Source organism: Azospirillum brasilense, assembly GCF_001315015.1.
Lineage (GTDB): Bacteria > Pseudomonadota > Alphaproteobacteria > Azospirillales > Azospirillaceae > Azospirillum > Azospirillum brasilense.
The window spans coordinates 187656-206714 of the sequence record NZ_CP012918.1 but is presented as its reverse complement, the minus strand read 5'-3'; the positions used below and the strand labels follow the sequence as shown (position 1 = coordinate 206714).

Here is a 19059-nt window from a genome sequence, read left to right as displayed (position 1 = left end):
GTGCGTTCGAGATAGGCTTCGAACGCGTTCAGAAGGTCGATGGTCCGGTGATGATCGTCGTGCAGGAGTTGGCCGGTCTGGCTGTCGGTGTGCATGTTCGAAGCCGTTTGAAAGGAGGTCACGCGTCGGGTCGACCATTCCAGGCGGTAAGCCTGACCAGCCGAGGATCGTCGGCGTGGTCCACCAGCATGCGTCGGACCCGTTCCTGCCATAGGGTGCGGAACTGTGCCGCTTCGTCCGGGGATGCCGCGTGGGACAACAGGCGCTGAAGAAGGCCGGACATCGCCGGATCGACCGGCACGACGCCGCTGTCGAGCGTCGCTTGCACGCCCGCTCCCGTGCCCGTGCGGACGAAGGCCATCGTCCCTTGAATGCCGACCCCGAAGGTCAGGAGGTTCCGGCGGTCGAAGCGTCCAGCGATGCCTTTGAAGCCGGTGTTTTCCGTCGCTCCGGTCAGCAGCGTGGCGACGCTTGCCATCACGCCGGCCACACCGTCGTCGGCTGCCTCGCGAACAGACACTGCGACGGTCCCGCGCTCGGGCACCTCATCGGGATACAGACGCTCCAGGGACCGTACGGTCATCAGGTAAGCGCCCGCGACGGTCGGGCAGGAATGGCCGGCCAGCCGTACGGCATCGGCATAGCCGTAATGAATCAGGCCGTCCTCGGCCGCGCCGAGGAACGCGCTGAGCGGATCGAACACGACGAGCCGCGGCGCCGCATCATAGAAGGATGGTAAGGTCATGACCGGATCATCCCACGATGATGAAAGGGCCTCTTTGTCCTCGCGCAAACGGAACGGCCAAGCACCGGTGGCAAGCGGGAATGCCCAACGGAGGAAGGCAAGGGTCTCACCCCCACCTTCCCCTGTGCGCATCCCACCGGGTGGGATCAATGCTTCATCTCGCCGAGCTGCTTGCGGGAGTCGCCGCTCTTGTCGAGGATGATGCTGTCGTCCGCCTTGCCATCGACTTCCAGAATGCCGATGAGCCCCTTGGTGGCGCGGCTCAGAGCGTGGTCGACCAAGGCGTACTTGCCCGGATAGTCGACCTTGAACTCCACCATCGTCGCCCCGCCCGGCGCCACCGAGACCGTCTGCACGTTTTTCAGCGGCGGCGTGTCGAGGGCACCGAGGTTGTGGACCGATCAAGATCTCACCGATGACATGGAACGACGAGGTGAAGTTCGGTCCACCGACACCGAACCAGATGCGCACGGTTTCGCCCACACTGGCCTTCAATGGCTTGTCCTTCACCAGACCACCCACGGCGCCGTTGAACACCAGATAGCCAGGGCTTCTCGTTCACCAAGCCGTCGTAGTCGTCTTCCGCCGCCGGCAGGTTTTCGCCTTGGTGGCGTAGATCTCCTGCTGCATCACATAGAATTCCTTGTCGACCTTCGGCAGACCGTCTTCGGGTTCGACCACGATCAGACCGAACATGCCCTTGGCGATGTGCTGGGCGACCATCGGCGTGGCGCAATGATAGACGTACACACCCGGGGCCATCGCCTTGAACGAGAATTCCTTGGTCTGGCCCGGCTCCGCCTGGGTGATCTGTCCGCCGCCGAGGAAACCGGTGGCCGCGTGGAAATCAATGGAATGGTTCATGACCGACCCGGGCGCGTTCGTCATGGACACGTTCACCGTGTCGCCGACACGGACGCGGACCATCGGGCCGGGGACCTTGTTGTTGAACGTCCAGTAAGTGTAGGTCGTGCCGTCATCCAGCCTGGCTTCGACCTCGGTCGTGGTCAACACGACGTTGTGGGTCTTTGGCGCGCGTTTGCCCGCCGCTTCCGGCGCCGAGACCGCCGCGGGTCCTGGACAATGTCGACCGCCGGCTCCTTGACCTTCGGCTCGGCGTACAGCGTGGTGGCCGATGCGGCCCGATCCCCGACAGGGCGATGAGGGCGGCGGCGCTGACGGTGGCCAGGAAGGTCTTGGTTTTCATGATGCAATCCAGGGCGAGTGTTGCTTGTGAAGCCAACGTCCCAGATTTCCCGGCCCTGTTACTTAACGGTCGTCAAGAATTTTAGGTAAGGGCAACACTCCGATCACTTCCGTTTTTATTCTGATTTTTCGCAATTGCGAGAAGTTGCTTTCTGGAGCGAGGGGTGAAGGGGTGTATCGCCTGCAAAGGACTGAGAAAACCACAATCACAAGCGGATGCTGATGAGGTCACTGAGCAGCTCATCGTCCGTCCCGCTGGAGCATGGAATCGGTCCGGCGCCCCTGCGACATCCCGCCGCGGCTCACGGCGTGAACAATGCCGCCGCACAGGATTGCCGCGCCATGCAGCATCCTTCGGCTTCGAGAACCGCGTTCGAGGACACTCGGTCGTTCCATCCTATCCTTTTCCGCACTGGCCCAACGGTCCTGTTTGCGCTTCCACTGGTGTTGGACGCGTAACCTAACCGTGTAACGATAGCAGGGGGAGGTGATGGCCGAGCGGTTCACGAAATCAGCGGCGCGCAACATCTTCTACGGCGGGTCGCTCTTCTTCTTCGTCACCTTCGTCGCCCTGACGATTCACAGCCACTACTACATTCGAGTGACCAGCACGGACGAGGCCACGCTGTCCGACAGCGTCGCACGCGGCAAGCACGTGTGGGAGAGGAACGCCTGCATCAACTGCCACTCGCTGCTTGGTGAGGGTGCCTACTTCGCCCCGGAGCTCGGCAACGTCTGGGTCCGCTACGGCGGGCGGGAGGACGCCGAAGGCGCGCGCACGGCGCTGATCGCCTGGATGCAGTCGCAGCCCAGCGGGGTCGAGGGGCGCCGCCAGATGCCGCAGTTCAACCTGACCGACGCGGAACTCAACGACCTCGTCGACTTCCTCGAATGGACCAGCCGCATCGACACGCAAGGCTGGCCACCGAACCAAGCGGGCTGAAGGGGAGGCATGGCATGAAATACGCGACCCAACGCATCGCCTATTGGTACTTCGCCTGCGCGATGGCCCTGTTCGTCGTCCAGGTGCTGGTCGGCTCGCTCGCCGGGACCGTCTACGTCCTGCCGAACTTCCTGTCCGAGATCCTGCCCTTCAACATCCTGCGCATGATCCACACCAACGCGCTGATCGTGTGGCTCCTGCTCGGCTTTTTCGGCTCGGCCTATTACCTGATCCCGGAGGAGGCGGAGCGCGACATCGAGAGCCCGATGCTCGCCTACGCCCAATTGGCCATCCTGATGGTCGGCGCGCTGGGCGCGGTGGTCGGCTACACGCTGGGCATCCACGAGGGGCGCGAGTTCCTCGAACAGCCGCTGTGGGTGAAGATCGGCATCGTCGTCGCGGCGTTGATCTTCCTCTACAACGTCTCGCTGACCGTGATCAAAGGCCGCAGGACGGCGATCACCAACGTCCTCCTGCTCGGGCTGTGGGGAATCGCGGTCTTCTTCCTGTTCGCCTTCTACAACCCGACCAACCTCGCGCTGGACAAGCTGTACTGGTGGTACGTCGTCCATCTGTGGGTCGAGGGCGTGTGGGAACTGGTGATGGCCTCTGTCCTCGCCTTCCTGGTCATCAAGATGACCGGCGTCGACCGCGAGGTCGTGGAGAAGTGGCTCTACGCCATCGTCGGCCTCGCCCTCTTCTCCGGCCTGCTGGGCACCGGCCACCATTACTACTGGATTGGTGCTCCGGGTTATTGGCAGTGGATCGGCTCGCTGTTCTCCACGCTGGAGGTCGCGCCCTTCTTCGCCATGGTCGTGTTCGCCTTCACCATGGCCTGGAAGGGGCGGCGCGACCACCCGAACAAGGCCGCTTTCCTGTGGACGCTCGGCACCCCGGTGATGGCCTTCTTCGGTGCTGGCGTGTGGGGCTTCATGCACACGCTGTCCTGGGTCAACTACTACAGCCACGGCACCCAGGTCACCGCGGCGCACGGGCACCTTGCCTTCTTCGGAGCCTACGTGATGCTGAACCTCGCGATCATCAGCTACGCCCTGCCGAGCCTGCGCGGCCGCGCGCCTTACAACCAGGTGCTCAACATGTGGAGCTTCTGGATCATGACCTCGGCCATGGCCTTCATGACCTTCACGCTGACCTTCGCGGGCGTCGTGCAGGTCCATCTGCAGCGCGTGCTGGGCATGACCTACATGGAGGTCCAGGAGCAGCTGGCCTTGTTCTACTGGATGCGCCTGGGTTCCGGCATCTTCGTGGTCATCTCGGTGCTCATGTTCGTCTATGCGGTGTTCGGACCGGCGCGCGGGCGGGTGCCCGCGCGCACCCAGCCCTCCATCGCGCCGGCCGAGTGATGGCGGAGGAGACGTCCTCCCAGCATGGGACGGCGGGCGGCGCCGTCCCCTTCTACGCTCCCACCGGCAACGAGGTGGCGTTGTTCGAGCATGCCCACCGCAACCGTCTGCCGCTGTTGCTCAAGGGGCCTACCGGCTGCGGGAAGACCCGCTTCGTCGCGCACATGGCCGCAAGGCTGGGGCGTCCGCTCCACACGGTGTCCTGCCACGACGACCTGACCGCCGCCGACCTGACCGGCCGCTACCTGCTCAAAGGCGGCGACACGGTCTGGACCGACGGCCCGTTGACCCGCTCGGTGCGCGAAGGCGCGATCTGCTACCTCGACGAGGTGGTCGAGGCGCGCAAGGACGTCACCGTGGTGCTGCACCCGCTGACTGACGACCGCCGCCTGCTGCCCCTGGAGCGCACCGGCGAATTGCTGGAGGCCCCGCCGGCGTTCATGCTGGTCGTCTCCTACAACCCCGGCTACCAGAACATCCTGAAGTCGCTGAAGCCCAGCACGCGCCAGCGCTTCGTCGCCATCGAGTTCGGCTTCCCGAAGGCCGATGCCGAAACCGGGATCGTCGTCCAGGAAAGCGGGCTGTCCGCCGACCGGGTCGCTCCGCTGGTGCGGCTGGGAAACGCCCTGCGCGCGCTCAAGGGACAGGATCTTGAGGAAGGAGTGTCGACCCGGCTGTTGGTGTATTGCGCCTCCTTGATCCGCGACGGCATGCCTCGCGACGAGGCGATCCTGGCGTCGATGATCGAACCGCTCACCGACGATCCGGAGGTCAAAAAGGCGCTGCTTCGGGTCGCCGAACTCACGCTGGGATGATCGCATGGCCTCGATTTGGGAACCCGAGGAGTTCGTCGGAGCCCTGTGGCACCGTCTGGTCGGTGACGCCGCGTCCTACCCGCGTCATCCCAACGCCGCGGTCCGCCTCGACGAGGTTCGCGCGCGCCTCGGCGTGCTGTTCCGGGCGCTCGGCGGCCCCGGCGCCGTGCGCATCGCCGGCACCTCCGCCGAAACGTCCGGGCATCGTCTCGGCCTGAAGCAGCGTCTCGGTCTCGGGACGGAAAAGCTGGAACGCGCCCGCTACGACGGCGTCACCCTCCAGCTTCCCGACCGCGTCGATGTCTTCCCCTCCCGCGAGGACAACGCGGCGCTCTACGAATGGCTCGCCATTTTTTTCGTCCAGGCCGAACCGCCTCCGGCGATGCCCGACGACCCGCTGCAGGCCGACCTCGTCCGCCTGCGTTCGGCCCGTCGGGCCACGCAACGGGCGCTCGATGAATGGCCGGGTCTGCGCCCGCTGCACGTCCGGCTCTGCCAAGCCATGCGCGCGGCCCGGCCCAAACGGCGGCTGCCCGGACAGGAGGCCGCCGTAGAGGCACTCGTCGGAACGCTCATCGGTAGCGGCGGCCCAGCCGATCCGGACCTGCTGGCCGCGGTCACCGACGCGACGGTCCCGCTCGACCGCTTCCGCGCCGCCTCCGGCTATCGGCCCTTCCTGCCGGTGCCGCTGTGGGGCGAGGTGTCCGCACCACCGGAGGGCGCCGCTTCCCCCGAGACGGATGAGGAGGGCGGCGCCGGGGCCGAAGGCGACGGCAAGCGTCGCAGGGCCAAGCGCCGCGAGAACGACCAGACCCGGCGCGACGACCCGCTGATGCTGAACCGCTTCGAGAAGATTCTCGGGCTGGCGGAGATGGTCAATCTCAATCGCAAGGTTGAGGACGACGACGAGGAAAGCGCGCGCAAGGCCGCGGAGGACTTGGACGAGATCTCGGTGGGTCAGCACGAGCGCAAGGCGTCGACCAAGCTCAAGCTCGACCTCGATCTGGCCTCCGAGGACGCCGACGTCGCGCCATTGCGGGCGGAAATCACCTATCACGAGTGGGACTGGAAACGCCGTCTCTATCATCCCGACCATTGCCGCGTGATCGCCGAGCCGGCCGCGCTGGAGGGGGAGGAGTGGCGGCCCGACGACAACGCGCTGCGCCGCATCCGCCTGGTCCGCCGCCAGTTCGAGGCGATGCGGCCGCGCCGCCAAATGATGACCGGGCAGCCCGACGGTGATGACCTCGACCTGTCGGCTCTGGTCCGCTCGGTCGCCGACCGGTGCGCAGGCGGCATCGGATCGGATCGGGTCTACACGGCGGTGCGCAACGTCGCCCGCGACCTGTCGGTGTGCGTGCTGGTCGACGTCTCGCTGTCCACCGACAGCTGCATCGAGGATCGGCGCGTGCTCGACGTCGAGAAGGAGGCTCTGCTGGCGTTGACGCACGGGCTGACCGCCTGCGGCGACGAGCACGCCATCCTCACCTTCACCTCGCACCGGCGCCACCGGGTGGACATGCGCACCGTAAAGGACTTCGAGGAGCGGTTGGACGCCCGCGTCGTGCGCCGCATCCAGGCGCTCAAGCCGGGCAGCTACACACGTATGGGAGCGGCGCTGCGCCACGCGACGGCCCTTCTCAAGGACCGCCCGCACACACACCGGCTTCTGCTGGTGCTGACGGACGGCAAACCGAACGACACGGACCATTACGAGGGCCGCTACGCCATCGAGGACACGCGCGTGGCGGTGCAGGAGGCGCGCCGTGCCGGATTGCGGCTGTTCGGCGTCACGGTGGACGAGAAGGGGCGCGATTACCTGCCCTACATCTTCGGCCCCGGCGCCTACGCCATCTTCCCGCACGCCGCCCGCCTGCCCGCGGCGCTGCCCGCCATCTACCGCCAGCTGACCGGCTGAACGCTCAAGAAACAGGAGGCATCATGCTCAGGATCATCCTTGCCGCCATCCTCGGAGCCGTCCTGGTGTCCGGCTCTCCCTGGGCGCAGGTCAACATCCGGCCGGACACTACGCCCCGCCTGCCGCCGCAACCGGGGCAGTCCCTGCCCGTCGAGGATGCGCATTTCCTCAAGGAGGCGGCCGCGGCCAGCCAGAGGCAGGCGGAGCTCGGGCGTCTTGCGGCGGAGAAGGGGCCGGACGAGGCGTTCAAGACTCTAGCCAAAGGAATTGCGGAGACCCACACCACTTTGGGCGAGTCCCTGAAGCGGCTTTCTTCGGCCCGCCCCCTGCCGCCGGCTGACCAGCTGAAGCCGGAGCGCGCTGACGCCTTCGGTGCCGCTGGGGCGGTGACCAACCCGGCGAACGCCCAGGAGGGCATGACGCCGGACGCCGTCAAGGCGCTGTCCGGGGCGTCGGGCGATGCCTTCGCCAAGGGCTACATTGAGGCGCAGCTTCGCATTCATGACCGCATCGTCGACCTCTACCAGACCGAGGCGTCGAACACGCCGGACCGCGAGCTTGCCACCTTCGCGATCACCAGTCTGGTGTCCATCCAGAAGGACCGCGACGCCCTGCGGCAGATGGCCGGCCGCTTCGGGATCAGCGCTCCGGCCACGGGCCAGCCGGTCCAGTATGGCGATCCGACCAAGGCCCGTTGAGGCCGGCGGCCGCCATGGCGAACGGTGCGCCGCCGGTGACCGGGCAGTTTTCGTGCGTTTGCCCCTGGGCAAAGACGGCGACAACGCCTCATGTCATGATCCCCTCCGGTCATCATTCCAAGGACAAGCGAGGCGGACATGACGGAAACGCAACCACAGCCGGCAGCGCTGCTCGGAACCCAGGTTGCCGAGGTGGACGGAGCTGGGGATCTCGTGTTTGACGCCGCGATCGTGGGGTCGCTCCTCGGCCTCGAACCGGGCGCCTTCATGGAAGAACTGAAGAAGGGCATGGTCCATCAGGTTCATGAACAGGGAACGGGTGTGGACCATGGTCGGAGGCGGGTGACCTTCTGCTACCGGGCACGGCAATCGGTGCTGGTTCTGGACGCGCAGGGCCATGCACTTCATGTTGCATGAGGTCGAGGTGGATGGGAGGGCGCGAAGAGCGCGGCCATGTGAGCGGCGTGAGCCCGGACGACGGGTCCGTCGATCAAGGACCTCTGTTCAACCCCACACGGCAACCCGATCGTCGCCGGCTTCACGGCGGTCGTCCCCTGACGATGCCAGGGTTGGGTCAGTAATCCCGATCCGGGTGATCGGACCAGTCGCCCAGATTCATCACGGCGACAGCCATCGCCACACCGCCAAACGTTCCGCAAACCGAGCCGAAGAGCAGGATGAAACCGATCAGCCAGTAGTCGGAGCCAAGGAGCAGTGTACGGAGACTGGCGACATCCAGCGCGAGAAGGCCGAGGCAAACGACAACGCCGGCCACGACCCCAATCGCCAGATGGGTCAATAGGAATGACACCAGATTATGCTTCTGCAAGAAAGCGGAGCGCCGTGGATTTCGAGGCATTACAGTGACTCCCTGCAGAGCAAAGGCGCATGGTGGCAATTGGAAGGCAGCATGCGCCGCGCCCTTGGCGGTCCCCCTGAACTGAATCGGCGCACGCCCTGAAACCTCATACGGCAAGCAGTTCGTCCGCTGGGCCAAAGAACTCGTAATGGATGCTGCCCAATGGCACACCCCGGCCGGCGAGGCCGCCGACCATAGCGCGCAGGAACGGTCGAGGGCCACACAGATAGTAGGCCGCCTCCTGCGTCGGGGTGTTGGCCACGATCCAATCCATGCTGATGAAACCTCGCTCATCGTAGTCGCGCCCCTGAACGTCGGCCGGGTCAGGGGCGTTGTAATAGGTGCGCAGCGTGATGTTGCGAGCCTGAGCGGCCAGTGCCCGGGAATGATCGCGCATCGCATGAACGCGGCCGTTCTCGGCGCCGTGGATGTACCAGGTCGGCCGGCCATCGCCGGAACCGACAATGCTCTCCAGCATGCTCATCATCGGGGTCAGCCCGACGCCGCCGCTCAGCAGAACGACCGGCCCGGCGGAAGCCTCGTCGAGGAAGAATTCGCCGGCCGGAGGCGCCACCTTCAGCACCGTGCCCGGCTTGACGTGATCGTGCAGCCAGTCGGAGGCCAGCCCCGCCGGCCTGCCCGAGCCCTCCTCCCGCTTGACGCTGATGCGGTAGGACCGGGAATCCGGAGCGGAGGAGATGGAATAGTTGCGCTTCAGCACACCGGCTCCCGGCATATCCAGCGCAAAGGTCAGATACTGACCGGGGCGGTGGCGGATCACACCGCGCCCGTCCGCCGGAACCAGGATGAAGGAGCGGATGATGTCGCTCTCCGGCGTCACGCTCTCCACCGTGAAGTCGCGCCAGCCGTTCCATCCGCCCGGCGCCGTGGCGAGCCCGGCGTAGACGCTGGCCTCCCGCGCTTTGAGCACGTCCGCCAGAAACCAATAGGCCTCGCCCCAGGCGTCGAGGACCTCGTCGGTCGCGGCGCCGCCCAGCACGTCCTTGATTGCGCCGAGCAGGGCATCGGCGACATAGGGGTAATGTTCGGGCAGGATGTTCAGCCCGACATGCTTCTGCGTGATCCGCTCCACCCGCGAGGCCAGCACACCCAGGTTGTCGATGTTGCGGCCATAGGCGATGATTGCCGCCGTCAGCGCCTTGGACTGCGACCCGGTCTCGCCATGATGAGATTGATTGAACAGGTCGCGGATTTCCGGGGTGCGGAACAATCGCTGATACATGCGGTCGGTGACCGCGGTGCCGCCTTTCTCCAGGACGGGAACCGTGGCCTTGACGATGTCGATGGTTCGGTTGCTGAGAGCCTCCGCCATGAATTGTCTCCGTGCTGCAATGGCGATTCAACCCTCCGCCAATTCAACCGGTTCCGGCAAATTCCCCGGAACCGGACCGACCTCAAAAGGTTACGATTGCCCAGGCATAGGTCGTCAACGGCGCTGGAGTTCCTGCTGCGGAAGCGGCTTCCATGCGCTATATTTCGGGGTACGAAGCGCTCGTCCGCTTCTTCACGCCAAGGACTGTTGGCGTAACGAACCGCCTGGGAACCGTGGCTGATGCCCGCTGCCGATACCGATGCCCTGCAACCGTCCGCCCTGCGCGATGCCGACCGTCTGACGGCGCTCGTCGATCTCAACGAACGCCTGTTCTTTGCCCATGACCTGCCGGCCGTGGTCTCCATCCTCCGGGCGGCCGCGCGCCGCCTGACCGGCGCCGACGGCGTCACCATCGTGCTGCGCGATGGCGACCTGTGCCATTACGTTGAGGAGAACGCGATCAGCCCGCTGTGGAAGGGGCAGCGGTTTCCCATGGGCACGTGCATCTCGGGCTGGGCCATGCTGACCGGGCAACCGGCGGTCATTCCGGACATCTACGCCGATCCGCGCATTCCACACGAAGCCTATCGCCCCACCTTCGTGCGCAGCCTCGTGATGGTGCCGGTCGGCGCGCCAGAGCCCATCGCCGCCATTGGTGCCTATTGGGCAGCGCGGCACACGCCCGACACGGGCACCGTCACCCTCCTGTTGGCGATCGCCCGATCGGCGGCCCTGGCGCTGTCCAACGTCCGCCTGCTTGAATCGTTGCAGGAGGCGGCCGAAGCCGCACGGACGCAGGCCAAGGAACTGGCGCGGGCCAACACGGCGCGCACCCGGCTCCTTGCGACGTTGAACCATGACCTGCGCCAACCGGTCCATGCCCTGACCCTCGCCACCCACGCCCTGTCGTCCCGGGTCACAGACCGCGGGGAAATCTACGTGTCGACGATGAAGCACTGCCTGGGCGTGGTGAAGCGACTGATGGATGGCGTGCAGGATCTGGTGGGGATGGACGACGGCACGATCGCCGTCCGGATCGAAGACGTCCCGTTGGACGATCTGATGACGCACGCCACAGCGACGTTCCAACTGGCCGCCGCAGCCAAGGGGCTCGACTGGCGCATGGAAGGGAGTGGCAGAGGGGTGACGGTGCGCACGGACCGGCTGCTTGCGTCGCGCATTCTCCACAACCTTATCGACAACGCCATCAAGTACACCGACCGCGGGGAAATCCGAATTGTTTGCCGCACTGCCGGCGGCAAGGTATGGGTCGACGTCTCCGATACCGGCCGAGGCATCCCGGAGAGTTCCCTGGCCGACATTTTCGAAGAGTTCTACCGCATCGAAGCCGGAGATGAGGTCGTTGGCCTGGGCCTTGGCCTGTCCATCGTGAAGACGCTGGCGGATCACCTCGGCTATCCGATCACGGTGGAATCCCGTCCAGGGGCGGGAACAACGATCAGCGTCGCCCTGCCAGTGGCTGGTTCTGTCGCACGTCCATAGGCGGGCGAGCGAGAGCCCTTGCCCGAGGGGGCACCGTGACCAGCGTCAGCGGCCAGCCACTAACCCGCTCGAAGGGGTATCGCAGAAATGCTGCGGGATGGCCGCGATGGCGCTCATGTCTGCAAGGAGAGCCGCGACGCAGTCCGGATTGAAACTTCCGGGCCGCCTGCTTCCAGAGGAAAGCCGCCGCGGCCTCGTTCGTCCACGCTCCCTTGTAGGGACGTTCCGACGTGAGCGCGTCGAACACGTCGGCGACCGCGACAATGCGCGCTTCCAGTGGAATGGCCACGCGGAAAGGCCGTTGGGATGCTCCCAGAACGCGCTTGGCGGCATGATCAATGGGCATGCCCTTGCCGTGCACAAAGCGAAGGCGTTTCCACAACGGCGTGATACGAGCAGGACGGCCTTTTCCAAACCCGATGCGGATCGAACCAACTCAGCGACAAGGTTGGATCAACTGCCGAGAAACTCCTGCACAGCGGCAAGGAGTTGATTGGAGGCGACGGGTTTGCGGAGGAATGCCACACCGAGGGCCGTGGCGTGGCGTTCGCTGTCAGACCCCATATCCCCGGTCAGAATGATGCCGGGTATCGGATGGCCAGCCTGTGCGCGGATGGAGGCGACGGCGTCCGTTCCGACTTCGCCTCCTCGCAGTCGATAATCCGCGACGACAAGGTCCGGCGCACGCGGCATGTCTCGCAGACCTTCGAGAGCCTGCGCCGCGGACCCGGCGATGACGACCTCGTAGCCCCACTCCATGAACAATGTCCGCAACCCGGAGAGCACGATCACGTCGTCATCGATCAGAACAGCCAAACGCCGTTGCCCGTCGGCCGTTACAACCGGCTTGGGCCGGGGCGGACTTGTCCCCGCGGCGCTCGCAAGGGGGACATCGACCGCAAAGGTCGATCCACGCCCCGGTTCGGAGCGTACGGTCACCGGGTGATCAAGCAGTTGGGAGAGCCGCTGCACGATGGCAAGCCCCAGACCCAACCCTTGGCTCCGGTCGCGTTCCGGGTTGTTGACCTGATGGAACTCTTCGAACACCCGACCCATCTGCTCGGCGGATATGCCGATTCCACTGTCGTGAACCTGGATGCTCACGCGGTCGGGAGCGATGTCGCAGACGACCCGCACATAGCCTTCAGGGGTGTAGCGCAAAGCATTCTCGACCAGATTGCGCAATATGCGACCGAGCAGCACCGGATCGCTTCGCACCGCCAGAGTTGGTCCGGGGTCGGTGACATGGAGTTCCAGACCCTTGCTCGCCGCGATCGGTGAATAAGCGGCTCGCATCTCATCCAGCAGCGACGCAAGCGGCATGTCACGGACCTGAGGCACAATCGTTCCGACATCCAAGCGAGAAACGTCGAGCAGGCTGTCGAGCAGGGCCTTCAACGTGTCCAAGGCACGCTCCAGGGCCATTAACGAGCGGCGGCCCCGGTCCTCGAGGGCATGAGACTGCAAAACGCCGGCGAACAGCAAAGCCGACTGGAGCGGTTGCCGCAAATCGTGGCTGGCGGCGGCCAGAAATCTGGACTTGGACTGGTTGGCTTCATCGGCCAGGGTCTTGGCATCCCGTAGAGCCTGCTCCATTGCCCGACGCTCGGAGACGTCCATGTTCATGCCGCTCAGGCGGATTGGACGACCGCTGCCATCATGTTCCGCCCGCCCCACTCCCAGTAACCAGCAGACCCCCTTTCCCGGATGCGAAATGCGAAACTCCGCCTGGTAAACCGGCCGCCGGCCTTCGAGCACGTCCTGCACGGCCTGCCGCAACACCGGGTGATCGTCCGCAACAACCAGGTCGTAGAACGCGGGTTCACTGGGGTGGAACGTCGTCGGATCGACACCCAACAGACGGTACATGCCGTCCGACCAGGTCACGACGCCAGTGCGGAGATCGAGATCCCACAGACCGGCGTTTGCGGCGTTCAAGGCAATGGCGAGATTACGTTCGCTCCGCTGCAAGGCCGCCTCCACGGACTTGCGCTCGGTGATGTCGATGTTCAGGCCGCTCATGCGCAACGGCTTGCCGTCCGTGTCGTAGTGGACACGTCCGGTGGATAACACCCATCGGACCGCCCCATCCGGGAGCATGATGCGGTATTCCAGTACGAGATAGGGCTTCCGCTCACCGAAGAGCTGCGCCTGAGCCGCGGCCGTGATGGTTTCGACATCGTCCGGTTTCACTGTACGGAGCCAGGACTCCAAGCAGGGAGCATCGCTCTCCGGGTCCAAGCCGAACAGGTGATAACTGCCCTCCGACCAGTGCCCGCGCCCAGTGCGCAAATCCCAGTCGAAACTGCCGGCCTGAGCCGACTGCAGGGCCAAGCTGAGGCGTTCGTTGCTTGCCCGAAGTTCCTCTTCGGCCATCGTCCGTCGGGAAATGTCCAACAGATGGACGGTCAGGCCCCTCGGGGTGGGAAACGCTCGGAGCCAGAACCAGCGGCCGGTCTGCGGACCGCGGAATTCGACGTCCACCGGAACCCGTTCGGTCATGGCCCTGCGCAACTCATCCGCCAGTTGGCCTTCGGCGAGTTCGGGAAAAGCGTCCCACAGCCGCATGCCGAGCAGGTCGCGGCCTTGAGCGACCAGGGTCCTGGCCATGTCGTTGAGTTTGAGGAATCGCCAGTCCCGATCGAACTCGATGACGCCATCCACGGTGTTGGCCAGCAACACGCTGACTTTGCGGGCGGAGTGTTGGGCCTCTTCGCGCACTCTCAGGAAACGGCGTACACCCCACAGGGCGCCGAGGCCCGTGGTCAGGAGCAGCCCAAGAAAGACGGCCACGGTCCAGAAGGTTGCGGTGTGAATGGGACGCATCGCCGTTGCCTTGTCGAGCCCGACATGCAGATACAAGCCCTGGGCACCCGACGTTGCCGGTGAATAGGCAAACACCCGTGGCCGACCGTCCATCCCCGCCAATTCAACCACACCTTTGTTCGCCTCGCGCAACAAATGACCGAACGGTTCAGGCAACAAGCGGCCGGCCAGTTCCGGTGCGTTAGGGATGGTTGCGAGAACCGTTCCGTCACGGTCGGCGACAAGGAGACAGGTATTGTCCGGCAAGGAGTCCTGCGTGAGGGACTCCCGCAGCCAAGCGGCGTCGAGAAGTGCCGCAATCACTCCATGATAATCTCCATCCTCCCGGCGGTGGGCACGGGCGAAGGGAATGGCGGGTTGTCCCGTGATCGGCGATAGCATGGACTGGCCTGTGACGATGCCATCGGTGCGCGCCGCATCCTGGAGGAGCCGACCTGCAATCACCCGCCCCACCGTCATGGAGTCTGTCGAGCACCATACGGCACCGTTCGCGTCGGAAATTTCCATTGCCATGTAGCTCGGATACTTGGCCCTGATCCGGGACATGACCTCCTGGCAGGCCGTGGCGTCCATACTCCCCACCCCCGCTTCGGTAAGAGCGAACAGGATGTGATGGATGTCCTGTATGATCCGTCTTTGTTCCGCGTCCACAAGGTCGAGAAAGTAGCTGGCATCCTGTCGAAGCTCGGCCTCACGGGCCGTATGAAGCTGCATGATCGGAAAGAGCTCGAACGCCAGCAACGGAGCAGCGATGAGCAGGAGGAATGGCAGCAGGCGGTTGGCTTTTTTACGAGGCGCTCGCTTCTGTAAGGACTTCAGCAATTCCTGTCTCCAAGGGCCGCCCTTTTCTTCCCTGGAGCATTATACAAAAATACACCGGTATGTGATTAGATAAAAATGCGGCCGCCTAAAGGATAGGCATCGGCGTATGCCTTGAGGCAGAGCTGTCAGTCCTATCATAAACCGCCTCTACTGCTTTCCCGCACTCCATCCGGAAAAACCCCTTCCTGTGAAAATCAATTTTCACTCCTGCAGGCTCGCAGAACTTTTTTGAGCAATTGTTTTGCTTCCCAGCGCTGGATTATATTTCCATGGCGCAGCACCATCTCGGCGTAATTCTTCGCCATAGAGGAAAAACACAGAATGCCTTCTTTTTGGGCAGCCTCGTCGGAGCATGCATACTGAGCCTGACGGAGGCATAAGTAAGCGGTCCGGCACCCATCGAGCGCTATGCTTGGCGGAAAATCGACCATCGTGCCGAGCCTCGTAGAAGTAATATTGAACAAATTTTGCGCAAGATAACCAGGATGGTGGCGAACGATTCAGCGTGATTCGCGTTTTCAGATGAGTGACCTCATGATTGCTACCTCTTCGGCTGCAACGCTGACCATCGCCCCGCCGCGAACCGCTCGTCATGAGGAGCTGCCTGTGAAGGCGCCCATTCAACTCCAGCGCATCGGGTGGTTCCCGCGAAAGAGCGTCGTATGATCAGACCATAGGCACCAAGCGGTGGTCCGGCCAGGGCTCGGACTCAAGAGCTATCACACCGCTCGGCAAACCATCGCCGGCGAACAGATCGTCGCCATAGTCCGTTACGGGCAGGTCGCCGCCGTTCCCATCAAAAACATTCCGGCCCCGTCGGCCTTCATCCAGGCCCTGTTCGTCGCGATCACCTGACGGCGCCGATACCGCGGTCCCGCGTGCCCACTATCCGATGTGCGACCGAATCCGATGAAGTCCAGCTGCTTTTGACGACGATCAAGGCTACCCGTTCTCCACACTCGCAGCATTCATATCGCGCCCGAACCACCAACTGATCCAACGGAAGAGACAGTGCCAATGAATGAAGCCCAAATCGGACTGCTGATCGTCTCGCCGCTGCTAATCGGCATGGTTGTGCTGTTGTATCGCCAGGGTGTCATGACGCGAAGCGGCGCAGTGCTCGCCGCGCTGGCTTCAGTCGGCACGGTAGCGTGGCTATTCTTTACTCAGTAAACTGTGTCCACTTTCGAGGTGGCAACGTCAGGAGGGATGGTGGTTGTCCTCGTCAGAACGCAAACACCGCCGATCGTCCTTGTGGCCAGTTGTGGGAGGTGGTCAAAGCGGCGATGGCAGCGGCGATCTTCGCACCACCCTGAACAGACGGCTCAATGGGATTTGCGTAGTCCTCCGCCTTGTCGCAGATCAGGCGCAAGTCGATGAGCGGCAAGCCCCGTATAAATGCCTCACGGGTGATGACGTCGTTGAAGATGGTCAGGCCGGTAATGACCAATCGTTGCCGAAGCGGGTCGGGGTAGCGCGCGTCGTAGATCGTGCAGACTGCCGTCGGCAAGCGCGAGGCCAAGACGGCGTCGAGCATTGTCCCATAGTCGCCCTCGAACCGCTCCCGGATCTCGCCCAGCCTGTTGACCACCGCGGCAACAGATCGCGCTCCTTCATCCAGCAGACCGGAGTGGCGCAACGCATCGTTGCCACCCACACACACGATGAGATGAGTCGCGTCAGGAGGACATTGCTGGATTTGCCGAACGACGCTGCTGGTCACGGCACCGTCTTCTTCTCGTAACGTCGCACGGCAGCCCGACGGCAGACGCAAACGAAGCTGTGCCGTCACGTCCGGTCCGCCTCCGACATAGGCGGAGTTGTCGAAGATCGAATCGCCCAGCAGGACGATATGCGGCATCGATGCGGATGAAACCATGCAGCGTCTCCCTCAGTGCCATTGCCGCAACAGCGAACAACGGCTTTTCCTCCCATTTCAAAGCGGAGCTCTCTCCATCTTCCTGTGCCCTCTGGTCGCTTGACCCACGCTGGCGCTGAAGGCGCTTACCGTCGTGCCAGGGTGCCTGAGTGCGGCTCGAGCCCAAATGCACATCAACGCCGAAACGGGGGCTTTGGGAGACGGGGGTGCACATCAGGCCCAATCGGACCGATTCACTGCCCCAAAATTCTTCTTGACCTCAAGTGAACTTGAGGTTTTAGCCTGGGTGTATTGGATCTGGCATGCCAGAGCCGATTGCAACATGGACTGCGAAAGGCAGCGATCCCCAGCGCACCAAGGGAGGCGTGTGTGATCTCTCCAACTTCCGTCAATTGGACCATGCTCAACACGCTGCGCGCCATGCCAGGTCCCGAGGCCACGACACCTCCGGTCTCGCTGCTGGCCATCACGAAAGCGGCAAGCTTGAAGCCGGCCGCCGTGAGGCCGGCACTCTGCGAATTGGTCAGGCAGGGTTTTGTCCAGGAGTACACAACACAGTGCGGCAAACAATATGCCAGAACGAAAGAAGGTAATCAGCGAATATTGGAAATAAAGGGCTGGCTTCGGTAGCCATTCAGAGGCCCGCGGGGATCAACGGCCTGCATCCTCCACTCCTGCTCGTTTCAATGGCGAACGGTTTGGTCACGCCGCCAGGCTCCGCATGCCTGCGGCTCAACAGGGAGAGACGGCATGGGCAAGGCACTTGAAGGCGTGCGGGTTCTGGACTTTACCCACGTTCAGTCGGGTCCGACCTGCACGCAGCTTCTGGCGTGGTTCGGCGCCGACGTCATCAAGGTCGAGCGTCCGGGCGAGGGCGACATCACGCGCGGCCAGCTGCGCGACGTGCCCGAGGCCGACAGCCTCTACTTCACCATGCTGAACCACAACAAGCGGTCCATCACGCTGGACACCAAGAACCCGGACGGCAAGCGCGTCCTGGAGGATCTGGTGCGCATCTGCGACGTGATGGTCGAGAATTTCGCCCCCGGCGTGCTCGAGCGCATGGGCCTGACCTGGGAGCGCATCCAGGAGCTGAACCCCCGCATCATCGTCGCCTCGGTCAAGGGCTTCGGCCCCGGTCCCTACGAGGACTGCAAGGTCTATGAGAACGTCGCGCAGTGCGCCGGCGGCTCGGCCTCGACGACCGGCTTCGACGACGGCCCGCCGATGGTCACCGGCGCCCAGATCGGCGACAGCGGCACCGGCCTGCATCTGGCGCTGGGCATCGTGACGGCGCTCTACCAGCGCACCCAGACCGGGCGCGGCCAGAAGGTGCTGGCGGCCATGCAGGACGCCGTGCTGAACCTCTGCCGCGTCAAGCTGCGCGACCAGCAGCGGCTGGAGCGCGGCCCGCTGAAAGAGTACCCGCAGTACCCGAACGGCGAGTTCGGCGATACCGTGCCGCGCGCCGGCAACGCCTCGGGCGGCGGCCAGCCGGGCTGGATCCTGAAGTGCAAGGGCTGGGAGACCGATCCCAACGCCTACATCTACTTCATCACCCAGGCGCCGGTCTGGGCGAAGATCTGCGACGTCATCGGCAAGCCGGAGTGGGTCACCGATCCGGACTACGCGACGCCCGCCGCGCGCCTGCCGCGCCTGAAGGACATCTTCGCGACCGTCGAAGAGTGGACCATGACCAAGACGAAGTTCGAGGTCATGGAGATCCTGAACAAGTACGACATCCCCTGCGGCCCCATCCTGTCGATGAAGGAGCTGGCGGAGGATCAGTCGCTGCGCGAGACCGGCACCATCGTCGAGGTGGACCACCCGACGCGCGGCAAGTACCTGACGGTCGGCAACCCGATCAAGCTGTCGGACAGCCCGACCGAGGTCACGCGGTCGCCGCTTCTGGGCGAACACACCGACGAGATCCTGCGCGAGGTGCTCGGCTTCGACGAACGCCGCATCGGCGAGGTTCGCGACAGCGGCGCTCTGGGTGCCGCGCGCAGACCGCTGACCACCGAGTAGGACAGGCGGCGGTCCTCCCCGAAAAGGACAAACGCAATGGCCCATCAGCGCATCGCCGGCGACGCGTTGCAGGAGGCCGCCGCCCCCGAAAATCCATCCAAGCTCACCTTCAAGACGTGA

The 19059-nt window shown here is 64.2% G+C and carries 16 protein-coding genes and 1 pseudogene; 9 read left to right on the top strand and 8 right to left on the bottom strand.

Features of this window, described 5'->3' with window-relative positions; translation table 11 throughout:
* Window positions 1-118 precede the first annotated feature (118 nt).
* The 3 genes from AMK58_RS28725 to AMK58_RS31655 form a co-directional block, all read right to left on the bottom strand.
* Window positions 119-745 (bottom strand): FmdE family protein, encoded by a 627-nt coding sequence (locus AMK58_RS28725; RefSeq protein ID WP_035680911.1) that lies wholly within the window; start codon window positions 743-745, stop codon window positions 119-121.
* A gap of 146 nt (window positions 746-891) precedes the next feature.
* Window positions 892-1101: a cupredoxin domain-containing protein gene (locus tag AMK58_RS31660; protein WP_236778389.1), complete on the bottom strand. Its 210-nt coding sequence runs from the start codon at window positions 1099-1101 to the stop codon at window positions 892-894.
* Window positions 1102-1303: 202 nt separating this feature from the next.
* Window positions 1304-1759, bottom strand: coding sequence for a multicopper oxidase domain-containing protein (locus AMK58_RS31655; RefSeq protein WP_236778388.1), 456 nt, complete (start codon window positions 1757-1759; stop codon window positions 1304-1306).
* A 682-nt stretch (window positions 1760-2441) separates the two neighbouring features.
* Between AMK58_RS31655 and AMK58_RS28715 the strand changes: the two genes are divergently transcribed.
* The 6 genes from AMK58_RS28715 (at window position 2442) to AMK58_RS28690 (ending at window position 8106) form a co-directional block, all read left to right on the top strand.
* Window positions 2442-2894, top strand: a complete 453-nt coding sequence (locus AMK58_RS28715; protein ID WP_035680906.1) for a c-type cytochrome — start codon at window positions 2442-2444, stop codon at window positions 2892-2894.
* Window positions 2895-2908: 14 nt separating this feature from the next.
* On the top strand, window positions 2909-4258 hold the full coding sequence (locus AMK58_RS28710; protein WP_059399743.1) for a cbb3-type cytochrome c oxidase subunit I: 1350 nt from the start codon (window positions 2909-2911) through the stop codon (window positions 4256-4258).
* Complete coding sequence (locus AMK58_RS28705; protein WP_059399742.1) at window positions 4258-5073, top strand: CbbQ/NirQ/NorQ/GpvN family protein; 816 nt, start codon at window positions 4258-4260, stop codon at window positions 5071-5073. The genes AMK58_RS28710 and AMK58_RS28705 overlap by 1 nt, the downstream gene beginning before the upstream one ends.
* A 4-nt stretch (window positions 5074-5077) precedes the next feature.
* Window positions 5078-6991 carry a nitric oxide reductase activation protein NorD gene (locus tag AMK58_RS28700; protein ID WP_059399808.1) on the top strand — a complete coding sequence of 638 codons (1914 nt, stop codon included), beginning with the start codon at window positions 5078-5080 and terminating at the stop codon, window positions 6989-6991.
* Between the two features lie 23 nt (window positions 6992-7014).
* Window positions 7015-7689 (top strand): DUF4142 domain-containing protein, encoded by a 675-nt coding sequence (locus AMK58_RS28695; protein ID WP_059399807.1) that lies wholly within the window; start codon window positions 7015-7017, stop codon window positions 7687-7689.
* A gap of 138 nt (window positions 7690-7827) precedes the next feature.
* On the top strand, window positions 7828-8106 hold the full coding sequence (locus AMK58_RS28690; protein ID WP_035683793.1) for a DUF6522 family protein: 279 nt from the start codon (window positions 7828-7830) through the stop codon (window positions 8104-8106).
* 157 nt (window positions 8107-8263) lie between these two features.
* Here the strand turns inward: AMK58_RS28690 and AMK58_RS28685 are convergent, their stop codons facing one another.
* Together AMK58_RS28685 and hmpA are read right to left on the bottom strand one after the other, a co-directional pair.
* On the bottom strand, window positions 8264-8518 hold the full coding sequence (locus AMK58_RS28685) for a hypothetical protein (RefSeq protein WP_035683801.1): 255 nt from the start codon (window positions 8516-8518) through the stop codon (window positions 8264-8266).
* 136 nt (window positions 8519-8654) lie between these two features.
* Window positions 8655-9881, bottom strand: coding sequence for an NO-inducible flavohemoprotein (hmpA, locus tag AMK58_RS28680; RefSeq protein ID WP_035683791.1), 1227 nt, complete (start codon window positions 9879-9881; stop codon window positions 8655-8657).
* Between the two features lie 240 nt (window positions 9882-10121).
* Here hmpA and AMK58_RS28675 point away from each other — a divergent pair, with 240 nt between their 5' ends.
* On the top strand, window positions 10122-11384 hold the full coding sequence (locus AMK58_RS28675; protein ID WP_059399806.1) for a sensor histidine kinase: 1263 nt from the start codon (window positions 10122-10124) through the stop codon (window positions 11382-11384).
* Window positions 11385-11429: 45 nt separating this feature from the next.
* Here the strand turns inward: AMK58_RS28675 and AMK58_RS31650 are convergent.
* A pseudogene (locus AMK58_RS31650) lies at window positions 11430-11670 on the bottom strand (HD-GYP domain-containing protein); the annotation flags it as partial.
* Between the two features lie 167 nt (window positions 11671-11837).
* A complete protein-coding gene (locus AMK58_RS30150; protein WP_082413775.1) occupies window positions 11838-15032 on the bottom strand; it encodes a PAS domain-containing protein in 3195 nt (1064 codons plus the stop codon).
* Between the two features lie 1017 nt (window positions 15033-16049).
* Between AMK58_RS30150 and AMK58_RS31060 the strand changes: the two genes are divergently transcribed.
* Window positions 16050-16205, top strand: a complete 156-nt coding sequence (locus tag AMK58_RS31060; RefSeq protein ID WP_167555949.1) for a hypothetical protein — start codon at window positions 16050-16052, stop codon at window positions 16203-16205.
* A gap of 52 nt (window positions 16206-16257) precedes the next feature.
* Here the strand turns inward: AMK58_RS31060 and AMK58_RS28665 are convergent, their stop codons facing one another.
* Window positions 16258-16911 (bottom strand): SGNH/GDSL hydrolase family protein, encoded by a 654-nt coding sequence (locus AMK58_RS28665; protein WP_196813291.1) that lies wholly within the window; start codon window positions 16909-16911, stop codon window positions 16258-16260.
* Window positions 16912-17661: 750 nt separating this feature from the next.
* Here AMK58_RS28665 and frc point away from each other — a divergent pair.
* The gene (gene frc / locus AMK58_RS28660) at window positions 17662-18939 is read left to right on the top strand and encodes a formyl-CoA transferase (RefSeq protein WP_059399805.1); all 1278 of its coding nucleotides are present in this window, start codon (window positions 17662-17664) and stop codon (window positions 18937-18939) included.
* Window positions 18940-19059 lie beyond the last annotated feature (120 nt).